The sequence below is a fragment of the Acinetobacter sp. AG1 genome, assembly GCF_001005525.1.
GTDB classification, from domain to species: domain Bacteria; phylum Pseudomonadota; class Gammaproteobacteria; order Pseudomonadales; family Moraxellaceae; genus Acinetobacter; species Acinetobacter modestus.
In genome coordinates, this window is the sequence record NZ_LBMZ01000088.1 from 1 (window position 1) to 15446 (window position 15446).

The 15446-nt window shown below is 37.0% G+C and carries 22 protein-coding genes and 1 pseudogene; 19 read left to right on the forward strand and 4 right to left on the reverse strand.

Annotation, left to right across the window (positions count from 1 at the left end; all coding sequences use genetic code 11):
• The 3 genes and pseudogenes from AAV96_RS03120 to AAV96_RS03130 form a co-directional block, all read right to left on the reverse strand.
• Positions 1-323 (reverse strand): annotated as a pseudogene (locus tag AAV96_RS03120) (hypothetical protein); the annotation flags it as partial.
• 44 nt (positions 324-367) lie between these two features.
• On the reverse strand, positions 368-1450 hold the full coding sequence (locus AAV96_RS03125; protein WP_046738286.1) for a dsDNA nuclease domain-containing protein: 1083 nt from the start codon (positions 1448-1450) through the stop codon (positions 368-370).
• A 79-nt stretch (positions 1451-1529) separates the two neighbouring features.
• Positions 1530-1910, reverse strand: a complete 381-nt coding sequence (locus tag AAV96_RS03130; protein WP_046738287.1) for a hypothetical protein — start codon at positions 1908-1910, stop codon at positions 1530-1532.
• A 179-nt stretch (positions 1911-2089) separates the two neighbouring features.
• Between AAV96_RS03130 and AAV96_RS03135 the strand changes: the two genes are divergently transcribed.
• The 9 genes from AAV96_RS03135 to AAV96_RS17755 all read left to right on the forward strand — a co-directional run bounded on the left by AAV96_RS03135 (position 2090) and on the right by AAV96_RS17755 (position 6537).
• The gene (locus tag AAV96_RS03135; protein WP_046738288.1) at positions 2090-2332 is read left to right on the forward strand and encodes a hypothetical protein; all 243 of its coding nucleotides are present in this window, start codon (positions 2090-2092) and stop codon (positions 2330-2332) included.
• A gap of 32 nt (positions 2333-2364) precedes the next feature.
• Positions 2365-2817, forward strand: a complete 453-nt coding sequence (locus AAV96_RS03140; RefSeq protein ID WP_046738289.1) for a phage regulatory CII family protein — start codon at positions 2365-2367, stop codon at positions 2815-2817.
• Between the two features lie 5 nt (positions 2818-2822).
• The gene (locus tag AAV96_RS18345) at positions 2823-3329 is read left to right on the forward strand and encodes a hypothetical protein (RefSeq protein WP_046738290.1); all 507 of its coding nucleotides are present in this window, start codon (positions 2823-2825) and stop codon (positions 3327-3329) included.
• The gene (locus tag AAV96_RS03150) at positions 3326-4267 is read left to right on the forward strand and encodes a helix-turn-helix domain-containing protein (protein WP_046738291.1); all 942 of its coding nucleotides are present in this window, start codon (positions 3326-3328) and stop codon (positions 4265-4267) included. The genes AAV96_RS18345 and AAV96_RS03150 overlap by 4 nt, the downstream gene beginning before the upstream one ends.
• Positions 4264-4425: a hypothetical protein gene (locus AAV96_RS18220; RefSeq protein WP_171249108.1), complete on the forward strand. Its 162-nt coding sequence runs from the start codon at positions 4264-4266 to the stop codon at positions 4423-4425. The genes AAV96_RS03150 and AAV96_RS18220 overlap by 4 nt, the downstream gene beginning before the upstream one ends.
• A gap of 2 nt (positions 4426-4427) precedes the next feature.
• Positions 4428-4859 carry a hypothetical protein gene (locus tag AAV96_RS03155; RefSeq protein ID WP_046738292.1) on the forward strand — a complete coding sequence of 144 codons (432 nt, stop codon included), beginning with the start codon at positions 4428-4430 and terminating at the stop codon, positions 4857-4859.
• 10 nt (positions 4860-4869) lie between these two features.
• On the forward strand, positions 4870-5382 hold the full coding sequence (locus AAV96_RS03160) for a hypothetical protein (RefSeq protein ID WP_046738293.1): 513 nt from the start codon (positions 4870-4872) through the stop codon (positions 5380-5382).
• 104 nt (positions 5383-5486) lie between these two features.
• Positions 5487-5921, forward strand: coding sequence for a Panacea domain-containing protein (locus AAV96_RS03165; RefSeq protein WP_046738294.1), 435 nt, complete (start codon positions 5487-5489; stop codon positions 5919-5921).
• Complete coding sequence (locus tag AAV96_RS17755; RefSeq protein WP_052750587.1) at positions 5899-6537, forward strand: hypothetical protein; 639 nt, start codon at positions 5899-5901, stop codon at positions 6535-6537. The genes AAV96_RS03165 and AAV96_RS17755 overlap by 23 nt, the downstream gene beginning before the upstream one ends.
• Before the next feature lie 20 nt (positions 6538-6557).
• On the opposite strand, the gene AAV96_RS03175 is transcribed toward AAV96_RS17755, so the two are convergent.
• On the reverse strand, positions 6558-6950 hold the full coding sequence (locus tag AAV96_RS03175; RefSeq protein ID WP_046738295.1) for a hypothetical protein: 393 nt from the start codon (positions 6948-6950) through the stop codon (positions 6558-6560).
• A gap of 159 nt (positions 6951-7109) precedes the next feature.
• On the opposite strand from AAV96_RS03175, the gene AAV96_RS03180 reads away from it, so the two are divergent.
• The 10 genes from AAV96_RS03180 (at position 7110) to AAV96_RS03225 (ending at position 15390) form a co-directional block, all read left to right on the forward strand.
• Positions 7110-7928, forward strand: coding sequence for a Bro-N domain-containing protein (locus AAV96_RS03180; RefSeq protein WP_046738296.1), 819 nt, complete (start codon positions 7110-7112; stop codon positions 7926-7928).
• A 105-nt stretch (positions 7929-8033) separates the two neighbouring features.
• The gene (locus AAV96_RS03185) at positions 8034-8681 is read left to right on the forward strand and encodes a DUF6988 family protein (protein WP_046738297.1); all 648 of its coding nucleotides are present in this window, start codon (positions 8034-8036) and stop codon (positions 8679-8681) included.
• A gap of 164 nt (positions 8682-8845) precedes the next feature.
• A complete protein-coding gene (locus AAV96_RS03190; RefSeq protein ID WP_046738298.1) occupies positions 8846-9163 on the forward strand; it encodes a hypothetical protein in 318 nt (105 codons plus the stop codon).
• A 175-nt stretch (positions 9164-9338) separates the two neighbouring features.
• Positions 9339-9542 (forward strand): hypothetical protein, encoded by a 204-nt coding sequence (locus AAV96_RS03195; protein WP_227505821.1) that lies wholly within the window; start codon positions 9339-9341, stop codon positions 9540-9542.
• 67 nt (positions 9543-9609) lie between these two features.
• Entirely contained in the window at positions 9610-10041 is a 432-nt protein-coding gene (locus tag AAV96_RS03200; protein WP_046738300.1) for a hypothetical protein, read from the forward strand.
• A 115-nt stretch (positions 10042-10156) separates the two neighbouring features.
• Positions 10157-10801 carry a putative metallopeptidase gene (locus AAV96_RS03205; RefSeq protein ID WP_046738301.1) on the forward strand — a complete coding sequence of 215 codons (645 nt, stop codon included), beginning with the start codon at positions 10157-10159 and terminating at the stop codon, positions 10799-10801.
• A gap of 46 nt (positions 10802-10847) precedes the next feature.
• Positions 10848-11315: a DUF2280 domain-containing protein gene (locus tag AAV96_RS03210; RefSeq protein WP_046738323.1), complete on the forward strand. Its 468-nt coding sequence runs from the start codon at positions 10848-10850 to the stop codon at positions 11313-11315.
• The gene (gene terL, locus AAV96_RS03215) at positions 11305-12711 is read left to right on the forward strand and encodes a phage terminase large subunit (RefSeq protein WP_046738302.1); all 1407 of its coding nucleotides are present in this window, start codon (positions 11305-11307) and stop codon (positions 12709-12711) included. The genes AAV96_RS03210 and terL overlap by 11 nt, the downstream gene beginning before the upstream one ends.
• A gap of 13 nt (positions 12712-12724) precedes the next feature.
• Positions 12725-14185 carry a DUF935 family protein gene (locus tag AAV96_RS03220; protein ID WP_046738303.1) on the forward strand — a complete coding sequence of 487 codons (1461 nt, stop codon included), beginning with the start codon at positions 12725-12727 and terminating at the stop codon, positions 14183-14185.
• Positions 14185-15390 carry a phage minor head protein gene (locus AAV96_RS03225; RefSeq protein WP_046738304.1) on the forward strand — a complete coding sequence of 402 codons (1206 nt, stop codon included), beginning with the start codon at positions 14185-14187 and terminating at the stop codon, positions 15388-15390. The genes AAV96_RS03220 and AAV96_RS03225 overlap by 1 nt, the downstream gene beginning before the upstream one ends.
• Positions 15391-15446 lie beyond the last annotated feature (56 nt).

Below are 15446 nucleotides of genomic sequence, written 5' to 3' on the forward strand. Positions count from 1 at the left end.
GTTATTTTATCATAAGCTTCCCATTTATCATTCTCTTCATCATAAAGATAAATATTATCTGAATCTCTTTTTACTTTATAATTTTTGTTATGTACCGAAAAATCTATTAATACTGTAACATCTAAAAAAGGCCAGTCTTCTTCAAACCTTATGTCACATCCCAACCCCCAAAAGAGGCAACCTAGTAAAGTCGATTTCCCTATAGTATTATTATTGGAGGTTATTAGAGTTCTTGGATATATTTTTAAGACTCGACCTGATTTTTCTTTTTGAGATACTATTATTATTCTCTGAAATTGAAAAGAGTTGCTTGTATTTTTCATTTCTCAAATTCCTTATTAAAATTTTGAAGTTAATTTCATTTGCATTATTGGAATTGCTCATAGGCTTTATTTAATACCTCATAGGTTGCTACAATTTTCATGCGATTAAATTCCTTTAGCTGAACACTTTGGTTAATTATAACATCAAGCTTATTTATTTCTAGTTGAATTGAATTTAGATCATCTAAATCTAGGTTGGATGATATTATTTTTCTGATATTATTTAAATAATTTAGAATTTCTGGTGATCTGTTAACTAGTAAATAAGTATGATATTCATTAATTAAGTTTATCTTTATTGGTGTTAAGAGTGTATTTGTAGATGTTTTATCTATATAAATCTCTAGAAAATTCTTAAAAGTTTCAGAGAGGTCGATTGCAATATTCATGGCTATAATTTTTTTTACTTCTTCGCTTTGAAGTCCACGTTTTTTTACACATTCATCCCATTTTTCATAAGGGATTTTAAACTCATACTTAAGTTTTAAATCATCCCAAAGTGCTCTATAAATACTAGGGATGTTAGATTTTATTTCACCATATTTTTCTTCAATGAACTCTAATATTTTACCTTTAGCTGTAGTTTGTGAGGACTGAAATGGAAGATTTGACTTCTGGAAACATAAAATATTTTGATATATCGGGTCAACTTCTTTAAGTTCTTTTTGAAGATTATCTAAAATTTTAGAAACTTCATCTTTTTCTAATTTTGAAAAAAATTTTTTTTCACCAGAAATTTTAATTTTCTCTTTGAAGTTAATATCACTTATTGTTAATAAACATAATTTTTTTACATTGTTTTTAAATATTTTATTCTCAACCCCAAGAATCATTTTACCTAAGATTGAGTTTCCTCCAGTTTCGAAGTTACATAAATTATCTAATGTGAAGTTTTTTTCAGTTGTTTTTATTTGGTAAAATTCAAATTCAATATTTTCATTTAAATTAGCTGAATTAGAGCAAATTATATCCTCATGATATTCTACAAATATCACAAAATCTTCTTCATTTATCAATCGCTCTAATAAATAGGTTATAGCCCAGTCAGCTTGATAGTTGAATCTTAGTTGTGTATCTAATCCACTATTTTCTCTTTCTTTTTCATTTAGAATATTTTTTTCATTCATTTTTTTACCTTTTACTACTCTATTTAAAAATTAGAGAAAATCACACCTTTTAAGGAGACTTTATAAAGATCCCTATATTTTAATTTATTTGATTAACAATTATTTTAAGTGCCTTAATTAAGTCGGAAGTCAGTTTTCCATTAGACTCAAGAGAATTTAATGTTCTAATTAGGCTCAGATATTCTTCCTCGTGCGTATTAGAAAAAGAATCTTTGAAATTGTTAGATGATAAAACCTCTCTTTCTTCTTCATGTGATACATCTAACCATCCATGTGGTTTTCCAAACGCTTCTTCAATTTCCCGAGCTACTTTATTGCCAATTCCTTTGATTGGAGCAGTACCTGCAAACTGGCTAGTTTGTGACTGACCTTTATTTATTTTATTAGCAAAGTTAGAAACACCACCAACTTGTTCAACTAAGATACGAGTGTTGTTATATCTAATTGTTTTGCTGTCCATAAATTAACTCAACTTTTAGCAATATTCGCTATCTAAAACACCTGACAGGTAGTTTTTTAAAAAAAAGATTACCTATTAGGTATGATTTTACTTTTATCACCTTAAAGGTAAACAAGAAAAAAGGTTGTATTTACATTACCTAAAAGGTAATATTTGGGTTGATTAAAGAGGATCAATCTATGCGATTTCGTGATTTCATTTTAAAAATGACTCCTGAAGAACTAGAGAAATACGCAAAAGCTTCTGGTACAACAAGTGGTTATCTAAAGACACATCTTTTATATGGGTATAAAGAACCACGTAGAAAGCTTCGTAATGCTTTAGTTAAGGCAAGTAACGGAATGGTTTCAGAACAGGAAGTCTTGCAACACTTTGGGTTATATCCTGTCCAAACTCTACATACCAAAATGGTAATGAAGTAATCATCTAATAAAAACGTTCAAAGGAACTCGATATGAACATATTAGATGCTGCTTATAACACTGTGCATGACTACAAAGGCGGGGCATCGGCACTTGCTCCACGTATGGGCATAAAAAGTCCCGCCGTACTCAACAGCAAAGTCAATCCAAACACAGACACCCATCACTTGACGCTACTTGAAGCATCAAAACTGATGGCACTTACCAACGACTACCGAATACTGCAAAGCTTCAATGCCCAACACGGCAAAGTGGCAATCAACCTGCCTGACATACCTGAAAGCCGAGACACCGCATTAACCGATCTCGTCCTTAGCTTTGGGATGAAAGGCGGAAACGTCTACACGCTATTTAAAGAAATGATGGCAGATGGACGCATCACACGCGGGGAAGCCTTAGACATGTCTAAGGTGATCCACCGACTCCACGAAATACTGGCAGAACTCGATACGCAGATCCACCAGTGCGTAGACGACAAGAGGTAAACCCCATGAGCTTAGATGCAACCAAATCGGCATGGGATGTTCAATTCCATGAACAAACAAGCGGCAGTTTAAAAGTACTGAAAAAGAATGCGACAAAAAATGATGGGCTTTACAAACGAAAAAAGCCTGATCGTCGTCATCAGGCTTTTAGTGTTCATACATCGGAGAGATCTAAGAACATCACGACTATATCAAAACGAATCAATCGCAACAATACGATGATGAAAATTCATCACGTAGCAGAAAAATCGGATGGTTCTAAAAATGGGAAAAGGTCTGATTATCGGTTGGTAATCAGACCTTTAGTGTTCATAAACATTCGGAAATCTAAGAACAAAACAAATTTATCAAATTTCATAAATGAGAACAATAACTATTTATTACTTTGTGATTTATTCATTTCTATAAAGCAAAAGATCACTTTTGATTTTAGAAAATTAACCCGTATTTACCCTGAAAAATTCATCATGTTTGGGCAATTAATTCAAATTGCTAAGGGCGGTGGCAAATGAGCTTAGATGCAACCATTTGGGCGTTTAAGGCTGCGGTCAAAACATCAAGCCAAAGACTCGTCTTGCTTGCCTTAGCTGATCGAGCAGGAGACGAACACAAATGCTACCCAAGCCTAAAACGCTTGGAGAAAGACACCGTACTCAACCGTAAAACCATCATTAAAGTTTTAGATGAACTTGAAGAAGGGGCTTTCATTAAATTTACGGGTAAAACGACAGGTAATGGAGTCAAAATTTATCAACTGATAGGAGTTGTTGGCAGAGAAGATGATGAGCCAACCAGTACCAAAAATACCACTAGTACCAAAAACGGAACTAGTTCCAATTTAGGTACGGGTTCCAAAAACGGTACTAGTACCAATATTGGCACTGCCAGTAGTACCAAAAACGGTACTGCAACCAGTACCAATATTGGGACACAGAACCTCCCAATGAATCTATCAATAGAATCTAAAAATAAAAAAACGTGGCTTTGCTTGAAAAAACTTCGTGAGGAATTAGCACAAGCTGAACCTGAGCAGAATCCAGATGAGCTGATTCAAGCCAGTTGGTTTGAACGAGAGCAAAACGCATTTGAACGATTCAACGAAAGCAAGAACCTCTGCGATGAACTCATGGTCTATCACTTCGCTGATTGGTTGCTGAATGCGAGATTGAAATACGAAAGTCGAGAACAAGCCCAAGTTCCGAAAACTGTGGCGCAGGTTCGAGTCCCGCTGAGCGCATCAAACGGGCTGACTGACAAACAGATCAACAGCTTCGCTCAAAAACTTTCCCATCATCCCGAAGTGGCAAGCACGTTTGGTGTACCTGGTGAGAGCTATGAACAACTTGCAGCACGTATCGCCATCAAACTGAGCGATCCTGAGCAATTTGATTGCTGGCTACCGTTTCTCAAACAAGTTGGGTTTCAAGATTCGAAAAAGGGGGCGGCATGAGACCTCACGGTGCGACACACATCGAAAACGATGGGACATTTTGGCAAAACCACAACGGCACATGGTCTTACTGGAGTGACGTGTTTGGTTGGTGTGGATATATCGGTTTGGTAAATCAAATGTTTTTGAATAACAAAAATGAGTTAGGGGCGATGTGAGTATGAAAATCTTAATCGGGATTGATACTGGTGTGAATACAGGATTCGCTGTAGCTGCTGACCGAGGCAACGGCGGAGAGCTTGAACAGGTGGAAAGCCTATCCATCACACAAGCCATGACCAAAGTGGAAAAGCACATTGAAACATGGGGAGTCCAAAACGTTTGCTTGTATATTGAAGATGCTAGAAAGCGTACATGGTTTACAGGTGGACTAGAAAAAGCTCAAGGCGTTGGATCTGTAAAACGAGACGCTCAGATTTGGGAAGACTGGTGCAAAGAGCAGGGTTACACCTACAAGATGATTCACCCAGCAGCCAATGCCACCAAAAAGAAGGCTACTGACTTTTTCCGAATGACGGGTTGGAAAGGTCGAACCAATGAACATGCGCGTGATGCAGCCATGTTGGTATTTAAACGATTTGCGAAGTTTTGAGGAAAAGAGAATGAATGCTGTAGTAGTAAACCAACATATCTTGCAAAGTGTAGATTGGACTCGATTTGATTTGGAAGGCTGGCTCTACCAGTTCGGTGCGTGGATGTTATCTGCAATGGGTACATGTGGTCGTATTGTTAATCCGATTGCTATAGCGATGGACAGTGCAGCCAAAGCAAGAAAATATAAGAAGCTCTCTAAAAAGGAACAGCAACAGATCATTGTTGATTATCTCGCAGGGGACTTTGAACCACCTAAAATCAAGAACAGCCGTATAAGCTGTCAAATCAATGACAATGAAGCTCGCGCCGTACAACGTTTGATATTAGATATGTTCGGTCAGTCTGAGATCATGGATGATTGGATGGATGCAATCATCGATCGTTACTTTTATGGCAACTCATGGGCTGAGATGGTGACAGTTGAACGCAGTCAGATGGATGCACGTATGGATGTTAAATGTGGCTTGGCTGCGTTGCATTGTCGGTATGGGTTTATTGGGTATTGTTGCAAATTATTGTAAATTGATACCTATATATTGAAAAATAGCGTAAAATTCACCTTATAGGTAAGTAAATTTAAATACTTACCATTTTTTATATCTATTATTTTTATTGGGTTAAAAATATGGCTCAAGTTGTTGAAGTTGCAAAATATATCACTGAAACTATGGGTGAAATTTCTGCAATGAAATTACAAAAATTAATGTATTATTCGCAAGCTTGGCATATGGCTTGGGATGACAATGAGTTATTCGAAGAAGATTTTGAAGCTTGGGCCAATGGTCCGGTTCTTCCGTGTTTATATCAAATTCATAAAGGTAAGTTTAAAGTATCAGCAAGTTTATTTAGAAATGCTGACTCTAGTAATATTAGCACTGATGAAAAAGAGTCGATAGATGAAGTTTTAAGTTACTACGGGGAAAAAAGTGCCCAATGGTTAAGTAGTTTAACTCATAAAGAAGACCCTTGGTTAAATGCTCGAGGTGATTGTTCACCAGGTGATAGATGTAGCAACATCATCACAAAAGCATCTATGCATGAATACTATTCTTCATTGTGATTATGCAATGGGTAATAAACGTGAAAAAAGGTTGCTAAAACAACAACAGAAAATTGATGAGCAACAACAAAAAAATGTTCGAATTCTAAATACTTTAACACTAGAAAAAACTCCTATTGTTGAAAAAAACGTGGAAGAAAATAGAACTCCAAATCTTGCGCCACATTTACTACGACAATTAGAGGAGGAAAAGAAAAAAATTCCTTCGACTACATTGAATTTGAGTAGATTCTCACAAAAAGTTACTTGGTGTAAAACTAATGCTGATACAAAGGGATCTTGGTCATGGGGGGAAGCGCGTGAATGGGATGACAACGAATGGAAAGTTGATATAGAGCCTAAGCTTACAGATTTTTCACAATTAACATGGAAAGAAGTAGATAGCCATTCTTCTGAAAGTGGTCATAAAATGCATCATGGACATGAATTAGGCGATCTGCATGATGAAGCCCAAGAAAGATGGTTACTAGAGTTGGAACTTGATGAATTTTCGGATGAAATTTTTAGGTTTAGATTAGGTGCTACACAAAGAGCATGGGGTTATATTGTTCAAGCACATTTTTTTTTAATATGGTTTGAAAGAAAGCATATAATTTATAAAGTTGAGAAAAAATAAAAGCACCTCACGGTGCTTTTTTAATCCCTAAAACTTTCACTTCTAGGAATAGAGTACCAATAGCGGATTTTCTCGCCGTTATTTAGCGTTTCAATGTTAATTAATTCATATTGAGGATTCTCATAGAAGAATTCAGAAATGAGCTTTTCACATTTTATTTGCCTTTCCATCAGTGGTTCATTTTCATAATCTTCAATACAATTAAGATCATTAAAATAAATAGAACGACCTGATTTTCCTTCAAATTTTGATTTTAATCCGAGTTCCATCAATTCGATCATTGCTGTATTGAGTGATAAATTATTTTGCTCAGCATAATTCATTAATGACTCATATTGATCTTGCGGCATACGAATTTGTGTACGTTTCCAATCATCTTGGGTGACAGCTCGTCCCGTCTTATTATCAACCATTACATGCGCTCATTAACTGCGTTTGACAAGATAATAACACTATGAAATACTAAACTCAATGACAAGATAATGATGTCATAATTGATCAATATTTATAAAAAAGCCCCTGAATCTTGGCGGACTAGGGGCTTCTATCTAATCCCTGCGAGGAGATAAGACATGAATAGTCTATCATTTAACGCTATACAATTTCACCCAATACAACAAAACGATGACCAAATTTGGATTACATCATCTGAATTAGCTCATGCATTAGGTTATAAACATAGTGATTCCGTAACGCGAATCTATAATCGAAACTTTGATGAATTCACCACAGACATGACGCAAGTTATTGATAATTGCCAGACGGTCAATTTGACCGTACGGATTTTTTCATTAAGAGGGGCACATCTGATTGCCATGTTTGCTCGTACTCCAGTTGCTAAAGAATTTAGAAAGTGGGTGTTAGATATTCTAGAAAAAGAAAGCAAACCAAAAGCTTTGTCAGATATACGAGATCGTATACCGCTAGCAGAAGCAGTGGGGATTTTAGTCAGTAAATCTAACTTCAATACAGTTGAAGTTTATAAAATGATTAATCAACGCTTTGATGTGAACAAAGTTGATGAGATTCCACAGGATGTTTTACCATTCGCCGTTGAGTATGTGCATAACCTAACTGCGGTAGTCGCACGAAGTAATGAACTACAACGCCAAGACCAACATGCTGTGCAACAATTAGTAGAAGCCATCATCCAGCAAAATTTTAAAATGATGGGTGTTTGGAATGCATTGAGATATTTAAACCCAAACGATTTCTTTACTTACTCAGGCTTAATCGTTCGCTCTAATCAGCTTGCTCTAAAACTAAGTAAACGATACAACTTGAAAGGGGAAAACGGCGAACCACTGGTCAGCCAAAATTTCAGACAGGTTTCTTTTTCTAACGGTGAGTTGATGGAGACAAACCCCAATTGGTTTAATGCCCCTGCGTAGGTATATCAATAGGAGATGAGTATGTTATTAAAATTGAATCATCTCCTATAATTTAGATATTATTAAACAGATGTAAAATTCTCAGACCAAGGAATAAAGAGAATTATGTATAACCAAGAAAATATAGAACATTTGCTAAATAGATCACATCAACTTGAAATTGAACTTATATCACCTTCCATTGATCTTAATTTATATGATGATTCACAAAGACTTTTAGCTGTAGCAAGCTTAGCAATGCTATCAGTAGAACATTCAGCAGGTGTTCGATACTTATTTAAAACGAAATGCCTTGCTTCTGCTTTTGCTTTATTTCGATTGCAATATGAGGCTTTGGTTAAAAGTTTATGGGTGTTCTATATATCAAAAGATGAGGATATTGATTCGATAGTAGGAGAGTTGGAAGAAGCGAGAATTACTAAAAATAAAAAAGTTTTTCCGTCTATATCAAAAATGCTCGAGCAACTTTTATCTGCTAATACGCCTGCACATAGTCATGTATTATCTTTGGTAGAATTGAAGGATTATTCTTGGGATGCCATGAATTCATTTGTGCATTCAGGTTTGCATGCTGTTCGAAGAAACATTACTGGTTATCCGACAGAATTAATCTATACCATTATTAAGCAGTCGAATAATTTACTGTATTTGTCTGCTTATTTGAAAGCAGTTATTACAGGTGATCCGAATGCAATTAATGGAGTATCAATTGCGAGACAGAGGTATATGTCTTGCTTTCAATTAGCTGCTTGACCCTGTACAAAGGTTATGGCATATTTCTGATATAGTGAGCGAAGTTATATTAATTCACTAAGTTTTTAAAAGCTCATCATCATGGTGGGTTTTTTATTGACTGAAATATTATTGAAAACTTATAGCTGTATTTTCTCTCAATTAATCAAATATAGAACATTCAAATGAATAAACTTAAATTAATGTTGTTGTTGATCCCTTCAGCTTTCACTCTTACTGGTTGCTTACAAATGCTATCACCCACTGTTGGTGATTTTGGTTCAGGCGTATATCAGATTAACACTCAAAGTAATGCATTCGGTTCAAATAAAGCGATGAGAGCAAAGCTTGTTAAAAAAGCAGATGAACTTTGTAAAGGTAAAGGCTTCGATGAATTAGATGGCAACAACAATATTATCAGTAATTCAACAGCTTATACTAATGGCATGATTATTCCTGTCAGTACAAAAGCTTCATACATGAAAATTAAGTGTAAAGATTAAATTAGCTTATCTGAATAATTTTCTTTTTTTGAACAGATTACGGCGCATGAAGCCCTGCCAACACACTAGTTATTGGCGGGGCTTTATATTTTAGTAATACTTAAGATGTATATTTTCTTTTCTAATTATAAGTGTATAGTTTTAAAGTATATTTCATAATTATTAGATGATCGTTATGGCTAAGGTAAGTAAGTGTTTAGTTAAACCATATTTAAGAGAAAATGATCATCCATTTGTTACTTTAACAACATTTATAAATTATGTTAGCAATAATAAAAATTGGTCTAAGGAAAAAATTCGATCAATTGTGAATGAAGCTAAGTCTAAAGATAGGCATCATTTATATGTAACTTTAAAGTCTTATATGGACGAAGAGTAATAGATATTTTATTAAAGTTGTATAAAATTGAGGAATTCCTTTATTTTGTATTGGACATACAGACTTGATGAATAAAACACTAATATTTTTTACCTGCTTAGCAGTTGCAGGATCAGCATATAGTGATAATGATTTTTTCGAAAAAAAACCTTCAATCCTAATTGCAAAAGATGAAGCAATTCTAAAAAAGAATAATGGAAATGAGCATGTTGATTTTTTTGAGTTATCAAATCAACTAAAAATAAAATGGGCTAATCAAAACTATAATTATATGACTCATAGATCTAAAGATCTATTTCAAACATCCGGTATGAGTGCTTATGATAAAGCTCAATATACTGCCCAAAATAAGTCTTTAGATAATAAAGTTTATTCGAAGCTCATTGAGACTAAAACCGATAAAAGAGTAATTTCACAAGAAGAATATCAACAGCAAATGGAGCAACGAAGAAAAAGGGAAATAGATGATAGAGATTTACTATACTTATTGGACAAGTGATATCAGAAAATAAGTAATCATTCTGAATGTAACAATCTTAATAAATGAAATAATCTAGTAGTAATGATTTTAAAGAATTTTCCCACTTCGGTGGGTTTTTTATTGGGAAAAATCTATGAATGAAGTCGGATTTGTTATTCAGCAACGCCCATATCCTCCAGAATGGATTTTTGCCTTAGACACACCAAACTTTGCACCAGCACCAGAGTTATGGCGATGGATAAAATCTATTTTTCTTAATCCCGAACATAAGCTATTCAACCCTGATCATGCACATTTAGGAGCTTTCCACTATCCGCAGATCGCCGTGATGTGGGCAAAAGGGGGATTTAAAAAACAAGGTCGCTTTGTGGTTGGCCAAGCTGAAAAGATCATGATCAATGCTGGGGGGTGGAAGAAAGAACGTCAGGAAGAACAGTTTTATCAATGGTTCAATGATCTGCCTGATTACTTAATCACGATTGATGCAACCTATGCACAGCAAGCTAATGATATTGATTTCTGTGCTTTGATCGAACACGAGCTTTATCACATCGCACATAAGAAAGATGAATGGGGCATCCCATCCTATAACCGTGAAACGGGTAAACCTAAGTTGACGATACAAGGTCATGATGTTGAAGAGTTCACGGGCGTTGTTCGCCGTTATGGAGCAAATCAGGAAGTTCAAGAAATGGTCAATGCTGCAAATCAACGTCCAACGGTAGCAAAAGCTGATGTTTATCATGCCTGTGGAACTTGCTTTCTTAGAGTGGTTTAAATTTTTTTGCCATTCTTCTTGGATGTACTTGGATGGAATGGTGGAAATGGCACGTATTACCAAAAAGGTGAAACTGTTCATCGTTAGGATGCTTGCTGAGTTTGAAACACCAACCCAAACATCCAAAACAGTTAGAGATATTTTTAAAGTTGATGTAACCCCACAACAATGTGAAGCCTATGACCCTACCAAAAGAACTGGTCAGGATTTAAGTCAGGAGTTGCGTGATAAATTCTTTGAGTATCGCCGTATAGCAAACCAAGAACTTGAAGCTATTCCAATTGCCAACATGCGCTATCGACTTCAGCTTCTACAGGGTTTAGTTGATAAATATCCAGACAATCCAGTTTTGATTCCGAAATGGGCGGAGCAAGCAGCCAAAGAAATGGGTGGCTTATACACCAATAGGCAAGAGATAACGGGTGCAAACGGCGGGCCTGTAGAAACTGTTCAAACGCAGACCACGGTTGAAGATTATCTTAAGGCAAGGGAAAAGGCGTTAGATGAGTATTGAGGATGATCGCAAGTTAGCAATACAGATCGAAGCACAACAAGATCTCTATTTCTTTTCGCGATATATGTTCAAAGAACGCCGTAAGTATAAATGGCGGCATAACTGGCATCACAGGGTAGTTTGTGATGCATTAATGAAAGTCTTTAACGGCGAAATTAAACGCCTGATAATTAATATCCCGCCTAGGTACTCAAAAACAGAACTTGCTGTGATTAATTTTATGGCTTGGTGTTTTGGGAAAGTGCCTGATAGTGAATTTATTCATATCAGCTACTCAGCAACCTTAGCTGCTAATAATGCCTTTCAAACTCGGAATTTAGTGCAGGAAACGGCGTTTAAGAACGTATTTCCTGATTTTGTATTGCGTGATGACAGCAAGGCTAAGGATGATTGGCGCACCAAAGCAGGCGGCGTTTGTTATGCCCAAGGTACTGGCGGAACGATTACAGGTTTCGGTGCAGGTAAGATTCGTGAAAGTTTCGGTGGTGCAATTATTATTGATGACCCACACAAAGCCAGCGAAGCCAAATCTAAAACCATACGTGAGGGTGTTATTGAGTGGTTTCAAAATACACTTGAATCACGTACCAACTCCCCAGAGACCCCAATTATTGTCATCATGCAAAGATTACATGAAGAAGATCTGGCAGGGTGGCTATTAGACGGCGGCAATAGTGAGGAATGGGAACATATCTGCTTATCAGCTATTCAGCCAGACGGCACAGCATTATGGCCAGAGAAGCACACTATTGAACGTTTGCGTATCATGGAAGAAACATCGCCATATGTTTTCTCAGGACAGTATCTACAACGACCATCACCGCCAGCAGGCGGTTTTTTTAAGCCTGATAAAATTGAGATTGTTGATGCTTTACCTACAAATCTCATCAAAGAATGCCGTGCATGGGATTTAGCCGCTACTGAGAATGAGGGTGACTACACAGCAGGCCCTAAACTGGCGAAAGCCAAAGACAACACGATCTATATTACTGATATGGTGCGTGGACGCTGGGGTCCTGATGGAGTTGAGAATACGATCATCCAAACAGCTCAACTAGATGGCAAGGGAGTTTTCATCCGTTTACCGCAAGATCCTGGTCAAGCAGGTAAATCACAGGCGAAAAACTTTGTTGGTAAATTATCAGGATTCAAAGTTAAGGCCGAGCCAGTCTCAGGAGATAAGATCACAAGAGCGCAACCATTTGCCGCTCAGGTCAATGTAGGGAATGTGAAAATGCTTCGGGGTGACTGGAACAAAGCACTGATTGAAGAATTAAGAAACTTCCCTAATGCAAAACATGATGATCAGGTGGATGGGTGCAGTGATGCATTCAATGATCTCAATGAGTCAAGACAATCTAAAAAGCCTGCAACAGCAGGAAGTCGAACATTTTAACTAAGGTACCAACATGGCAAAGTCTAAAATTAAGGACAAAGCGTCTAAAAAGGCTTTGTCTAATGGATCTTTATATTCTCAAGAAGCGGTTAGTCAATTTTATAAATTTAGTAAGCAAATTGATTTAGATGAGACTTTACGAAAAGCAGGGATTAAACGCCACCGTTTGGCCATACTTCTTGATGATGATGAAATTTCGCAAGCGGTCGAAACACGAGTAGATGCATTATTGGCTACGCCGTGTCGATTTGAGCCAAGTGATACACCAGAAGCCATTTTATTAATGCAGGAGATTAAGGAGTGGTTTGCTGAGATTGCTTCGGGTGCAGTTAATGCTTTGCTATTTGGCTATTCAGTTTTAGAAGCTGTCTATGATCAGTCTGATGATGGTCAAATAGTTTTGGATTGGATCGGGGAAAAGCCGATGGAATGGTTTGAACCTAAAAATGATGGCCGTTTGATCTATCGTCAGGATGGAGCGGGTAAAGAATCTGAAGTTGATCAGATCTTTAAATTCTTTCTGACACGGCGCAAAGCAACCTATAAGCAGCCTTATGGCCAAGCGTTACTCACAGTTGTTTATTGGTTAGATTTTTTCAGAAAAAATGGCTTCAAGTTTTGGGCAAAGTTTTTAGAGCGTTTTGGTACTCCTATACTTCTAGGTAAGTGTAAAGAGTCTGAAACTGATGCTATGAATCAAGCACTGTTAAATGCTCATGCTCAAAGCGTCATTTCGATTGACGCTGAAGATGATGTACAAATTTTATCTGCTGCGTCATCGGGTAATGCAGGCACGTCATTCGAGACCTTTAACAATACGATCATACGTCAAATTCAAAAGGTAATTTTAGGGCAAACCCTCACAAGTGGAACTGATGGCACAGGGAGCCGTGCATTGGGTGAAGTCCATGACAATGTGCGCAAAGATAAACTGAATGCGGATATTCGATTAGTTACACCCACATTTCAGGCTATTGTTGATGCGTTGTGTGACTTAAATGGTTGGGCTAAGCATGAAATTATCTTGGGTGAGAAGTCTAAGCAGCTCAATAAAGATCAGGCTGAGCGTGACGTAAAGCTTAAAGATGCAGGTGCGGTATTTACCACACAATATTTTATTCGAGAGTATGGATTGCAAGAGGGAGACTTAGCCGAGAATCTGCCAAGTCAAACACCACAACCGCAATTTAAAGTGTTGCCTAAGCGTCCATTTAGTTTTGCCGCATCGGTTAAGAAATTCTCACCAGACCAGCAAGAAATTGAAGAGCTTACGGATGAGCAAGGATCCATTCAATTACTAAACCAAGCTCAAGTAAACGAGCTGGTTCAAAAGAGTGATTCACCACAGGAATTGGCTTTTAATTTGATGCAATTAATGCCTGGTGCAAGTGAATCTACTTTTACAGCTAATTTGGATCAGGCTTTATATGCTGCGGATATTTATGGGTATGTGTCGGCTAAAGGAGGGAAGTGATGCAGCCTCTTACTTTTCTTGAAGCGATTCAATTTGCTGTAAGCCGTAAAATCGTATTGCCCGATGAGTTTTATAAACTTGATTTAAATACAAGACAGATGGCTACAACAGTGAGCTTTCTTTCTGGTATTGAGCAAATCGAGACTGTCATTAAGTCTGTGAATCAGGTTCTCATTGATGGTGGCACGTTCAATGACTTTAAAGAATTGGTTGAGGAAAATGAAATCATCTTGAGTGAGCCTTATCTCAAGAATGTTTTTAGAACCAATATTCAGACGGCGTATGGCCACGGTCGATGGCAACAGCAGCAACGTAATAAGGCTAAACGTCCTTATTTAATGTATGTCGCGATTAATGATAGCCGTGTCCGACCATCACATTTGGCACTAAACCGCATTATTAGACACATAGATGATCCATTTTGGTTGAAATACTATGCGCCGTGGGATTTTATGTGTCGATGTACGATCATCGCTCTAACCGAAGAACAAGCGCTTAAGTATGGGATTACAGCCGATGAGGATCTCCCAGTTATTGCAGATAATAATGGATGGTCCACAAGTCCACTGACATTTGGGGAAATGCAATCGGTCGTAGATAGCAAGATCGCCAATTCAATTTTGGATAAAGAATATTTGCTTAGTCTAAAGCAAAATATCGTGGCCGAATGGAAAGCGAGTCAAAAGCTATCAAGCCTGTTATCACCGATGGATGATAAAAGCAGAGATCTATTTCAGACGATAGCAGATACTGTTATTCCATTAGATCCAACGATCAGACCAAGTGCAGTTAAAACTTTTTTAGATTACGTTCAGGGCAATGATGCTGCATTGACAACCTACCTAAAGAACAAGCCAATCAGTTTGGCTGAAGAGGTGTTACATCGTTGGGTTAAAGAGGACATGGCACAAATTAAAGCAGTGGCCAGTAACGTTTCAACGGCGGTAATTGGATCTGCAACATTGAATCAGGTCGCAGCTTTACAAGTTGGGCAAACATTAAAGCTTGATTCGCCGTTATTGGTGGCGGGTCAAGGGTCAGATGTGGTGATTCAAATCGAAAATGCAAAAGGTTTGGGGATTGATTTAAACAAACTCAATGCAGGTCAAGGAGTTTTATTTGAGATTGGGCTTTCATTTGAAGTTGTCTCTATTGAAACAAATCGAGGGCAATTAATATACACATTAAAGGCTTTGACACACTAACCGAAATTACTCAACAAACCGTAAGACGCCTTGATCTTTAATTGGATCAGGGCATT

Excerpts from the sequence above, each read along its gene's own strand:
- AAV96_RS03125 (WP_046738286.1), bottom strand. The coding sequence starts at position 1,450 with ATGAATGAAAAAAATATTCTAAATGAAAAAGAAAGAGAAAATAGTGGA.
- AAV96_RS03130 (WP_046738287.1), bottom strand. The coding sequence starts at position 1,910 with ATGGACAGCAAAACAATTAGATATAACAACACTCGTATCTTAGTTGAA.
- AAV96_RS03135 (WP_046738288.1), top strand. The coding sequence starts at position 2,090 with ATGCGATTTCGTGATTTCATTTTAAAAATGACTCCTGAAGAACTAGAG.
- AAV96_RS03140 (WP_046738289.1), top strand. The coding sequence starts at position 2,365 with ATGAACATATTAGATGCTGCTTATAACACTGTGCATGACTACAAAGGC.
- AAV96_RS18345 (WP_046738290.1), top strand. The coding sequence starts at position 2,823 with ATGAGCTTAGATGCAACCAAATCGGCATGGGATGTTCAATTCCATGAA.
- AAV96_RS03150 (WP_046738291.1), top strand. The coding sequence starts at position 3,326 with ATGAGCTTAGATGCAACCATTTGGGCGTTTAAGGCTGCGGTCAAAACA.
- AAV96_RS18220 (WP_171249108.1), top strand. The coding sequence starts at position 4,264 with ATGAGACCTCACGGTGCGACACACATCGAAAACGATGGGACATTTTGG.
- AAV96_RS03155 (WP_046738292.1), top strand. The coding sequence starts at position 4,428 with ATGAAAATCTTAATCGGGATTGATACTGGTGTGAATACAGGATTCGCT.
- AAV96_RS03160 (WP_046738293.1), top strand. The coding sequence starts at position 4,870 with ATGAATGCTGTAGTAGTAAACCAACATATCTTGCAAAGTGTAGATTGG.
- AAV96_RS03165 (WP_046738294.1), top strand. The coding sequence starts at position 5,487 with ATGGCTCAAGTTGTTGAAGTTGCAAAATATATCACTGAAACTATGGGT.
- AAV96_RS17755 (WP_052750587.1), top strand. The coding sequence starts at position 5,899 with ATGAATACTATTCTTCATTGTGATTATGCAATGGGTAATAAACGTGAA.
- AAV96_RS03175 (WP_046738295.1), bottom strand. The coding sequence starts at position 6,950 with ATGGTTGATAATAAGACGGGACGAGCTGTCACCCAAGATGATTGGAAA.
- AAV96_RS03180 (WP_046738296.1), top strand. The coding sequence starts at position 7,110 with ATGAATAGTCTATCATTTAACGCTATACAATTTCACCCAATACAACAA.
- AAV96_RS03185 (WP_046738297.1), top strand. The coding sequence starts at position 8,034 with ATGTATAACCAAGAAAATATAGAACATTTGCTAAATAGATCACATCAA.
- AAV96_RS03190 (WP_046738298.1), top strand. The coding sequence starts at position 8,846 with ATGAATAAACTTAAATTAATGTTGTTGTTGATCCCTTCAGCTTTCACT.
- AAV96_RS03195 (WP_227505821.1), top strand. The coding sequence starts at position 9,339 with ATGGCTAAGGTAAGTAAGTGTTTAGTTAAACCATATTTAAGAGAAAAT.
- AAV96_RS03200 (WP_046738300.1), top strand. The coding sequence starts at position 9,610 with ATGAATAAAACACTAATATTTTTTACCTGCTTAGCAGTTGCAGGATCA.
- AAV96_RS03205 (WP_046738301.1), top strand. The coding sequence starts at position 10,157 with ATGAATGAAGTCGGATTTGTTATTCAGCAACGCCCATATCCTCCAGAA.
- AAV96_RS03210 (WP_046738323.1), top strand. The coding sequence starts at position 10,848 with ATGGCACGTATTACCAAAAAGGTGAAACTGTTCATCGTTAGGATGCTT.
- terL (WP_046738302.1), top strand. The coding sequence starts at position 11,305 with ATGAGTATTGAGGATGATCGCAAGTTAGCAATACAGATCGAAGCACAA.
- AAV96_RS03220 (WP_046738303.1), top strand. The coding sequence starts at position 12,725 with ATGGCAAAGTCTAAAATTAAGGACAAAGCGTCTAAAAAGGCTTTGTCT.
- AAV96_RS03225 (WP_046738304.1), top strand. The coding sequence starts at position 14,185 with ATGCAGCCTCTTACTTTTCTTGAAGCGATTCAATTTGCTGTAAGCCGT.